Source organism: Marinobacterium arenosum (assembly GCF_019795155.1).
GTDB lineage: Bacteria > Pseudomonadota > Gammaproteobacteria > Pseudomonadales > Balneatricaceae > Marinobacterium_C > Marinobacterium_C arenosum.
On record NZ_JAILYN010000098.1, the window covers coordinates 1 to 3,139 of the forward strand.

1 protein-coding gene is annotated in these 3,139 nt (G+C 65.8%); it reads left to right on the forward strand.

Annotation, left to right across the window (positions count from 1 at the left end):
- Window positions 1–3,139 (forward strand): hypothetical protein (locus K6T12_RS21255; RefSeq protein ID WP_222224978.1); only part of this gene is annotated, 3,139 nt, incomplete at both ends.

A 3,139-nucleotide genomic window follows, 5' to 3' on the forward strand; every position in this document is an offset into this window, starting at 1 on the left:
CAATAACGACAACGGCTACCTGGCGATCGACGGTAACAGCGTGCTGTTGACCGCCGCCGGCGTCGCGGCGATCAACAACGACCAGCTGGACCTGCAGAGCCTGACGGTCAGCGTGCAGGTCACGGCCGGCGACCAGAGCGCCGACGACAGCGACAGCACCGCCATCAACCGGGTCGACGAGGGCCCGAGCATCGAAGTCACCGCGGTGGAATCGCTGACCGAGGAGTCGGTGGCCGCCGGCGATACCGTGGCCACCTTCACATCCAGCGATCCGGAAGGCCAGCCGCTGACGCATCAGCTGCTGAACGATCCGCACGGCTACCTGGCGATCGACGGCAATACGGTGCTGTTGACCGCCGCCGGCGTCGCCGCGATCAACAACGATCAGCTGGACCTGCAGAGCCTGACGGTCAGCGTGCAGGTCACGGCCGGCGACCAGAGCGCCGACGACAGCGACAGCACCGCCATCAACCGGGTCGACGAGGGTCCGAGCATCGAAGTCACCGCGGTGGAATCGCTGACCGAGGAAGCGGTCGAAGTAGGCGATACCGTGGCCACCTTCGTCTCCAGTGACCCGGAAGGCCAGCCGCTGAGTCACCAGCTGCTCAACGACCCGCACGGTTACTTCCAGATCGACGGCAATACGGTGCTGTTGACCGCCGCCGGCGTCGCGGCGATCAACAACGACGAACTGGACCTGCAGAGCCTGACGGTCAGTGTGCAGGTCACGGCCGGCGACAAGAGCGCCGACGATAGCGACAGCACCCTGCTGCTGCGCGTTGACGAGGGCCCGCAGATAGAGGTCACCGCGGTGGAATCGCTGACCGAGGAGTCGGTGGCCGCCGGCGATACCGTCGCTACCTTCGAGTCCTCCGACCCGGAAGGCCAGCCGCTGACGCATCAGCTGCTGAACGATCCGCACGGCTATCTGGCGATCGACGGCAATACGGTGCTGCTGACCGCCGCCGGCGTGGCGGCGATCAACAACGATCAGCTGGACCTGCAGAGCCTGAGCGTCAGCGTGCAGGTCAGTGCCGGCGGAAAGAGTGCCGACGATACGGACAGCACCCTGATCAACCGGGTCGACGAAGGCCCGAGCATCACCGTCACCGCGGTGGAGTCGCTGACCGAGGAGTCGGTCAGCGAAGGCCAGCAGGTTGCCACCTTCACGTCCAGCGATCCGGAAGGCCAGCCGCTGAGCCATCAGCTGCTGAACGACCCGAACGGTTACTTCCAGATCGACGGCAATGCGGTGCTGCTGACCGCCGCTGGCGTCGCGGCGATCAACAATGACGAACTGGACCTGCAGAGCCTGAGCGTCAGCGTGCAGGTCAGCGCCGGCGGCAAGAGCGCCGACGACAGCGACAGCACCGCCATCAACCGGGTCGACGAGGGTCCGAGCATCGAAGTCACCGCGGTCGAATCGCTGACCGAGGAGTCGGTGGCCGCCGGCGATACCGTCGCTACCTTCGTCTCCAGTGACCCGGAAGGCCAGCCGCTGACGCACCAGCTGCTCAATAACGACAACGGCTACCTGGCGATCGACGGTAACAGCGTGCTGCTGACCGCCGCCGGCGTGGCGGCGATCAACAACGACGAACTGGACCTGCAGAGCCTGACGGTCAGCGTGCAGGTCACGGCCGGCGACCAGAGCGCCGACGATACGGACAGCACCCTGATCAACCGGGTCGACGAAGGCCCGAGCATCGAGGTCACCGCGGTGGAATCCCTGACCGAGGAGTCGGTCAGCGAAGGTCAGCTGGTCGCCACCTTCGTCTCCAGTGACCCGGAAGGCCAGCCGCTGACGCACCAGCTGCTGAACGACCCGCACGGCTACTTCCAGATCGACGGCAATACGGTGCTGTTGACCGCCGCCGGCGTCGCGGCGATCAACAACGATCAGCTGGACCTGCAGAGCCTGACGGTCAGTGTGCAGGTCACCGCCGGCGACCAGAGCGCCGACGACAGCGACAGCACCGCCATCAACCGGGTCGACGAAGGCCCGAGCATCACCGTCACCGCGGTCGAATCGCTGACCGAGGAGTCGGTCAGCGAAGGCCAACAGGTCGCCACCTTCGTCTCCAGCGATCCGGAAGGCCAGCCGCTCAGTCATCAGCTGCTGAACGACCCGCACGGCTACTTCCAGATCGACGGCAATACGGTGCTGCTGACCGCCGCCGGCGTCGCCGCGATCAACAACGATCAGCTGGACCTGCAGAGCCTGAGCGTCAGTGTGCAGGTCACCGCCGGCGACCAGAGCGCCGATGACAGCGACAGCACCGCCATCAACCGGGTCGACGAGGGCCCGAGCATCACCGTCACCGCGGTCGAATCCCTGACCGAGGAGTCAGTCAGCGAAGGCCAACAGGTTGCCACCTTCACATCCAGTGACCCGGAAGGCCAGCCGCTCAGTCACCAGCTGCTGAACGACCCGCACGGCTACTTCCAGATCGACGGCAATGCGGTGCTGTTGACCGCCGCCGGCGTCGCGGCGATCAACAACGATCAGCTGGACCTGCAGAGCCTGAGCGTCAGCGTGCAGGTCACCGCCGGCGACCAGAGCGCCGACGACAGCGACAGCACCGCCATCAACCGGGTCGACGAAGGCCCGAGCATCACCGTCACCGCGGTCGAATCGCTGACCGAGGAGTCGGTCGCCGCCGGTGATACCGTCGCTACCTTCGAGTCCTCCGACCCGGAAGGCCAGCCGCTGACGCACCAGCTGCTCAACGACCCGAACGGCTACTTCCAGATCGACGGCAATACGGTGCTGCTGACCGCCGCCGGCGTGGCGGCGATCAACAACGATCAGCTGGACCTGCAGAGCCTGAGCGTCAGCGTGCAGGTCAGTGCCGGCGGAAAGAGTGCCGACGATACGGACAGCACCCTGATCAACCGGGTCGACGAAGGCCCGAGCATCACCGTCACCGCGGTGGAGTCGCTGACCGAGGAGTCGGTCAGCGAAGGCCAGCAGGTTGCCACCTTCACGTCCAGCGATCCGGAAGGCCAGCCGCTCAGCCATCAGCTGCTGAACGACCCGAACGGTTACTTCCAGATCGACGGCAATGCGGTGCTGCTGACCGCCGCTGGCGTCGCGGCGATCAACAATGACGAACTGGACCTGCAGAGCCTGAGCGTC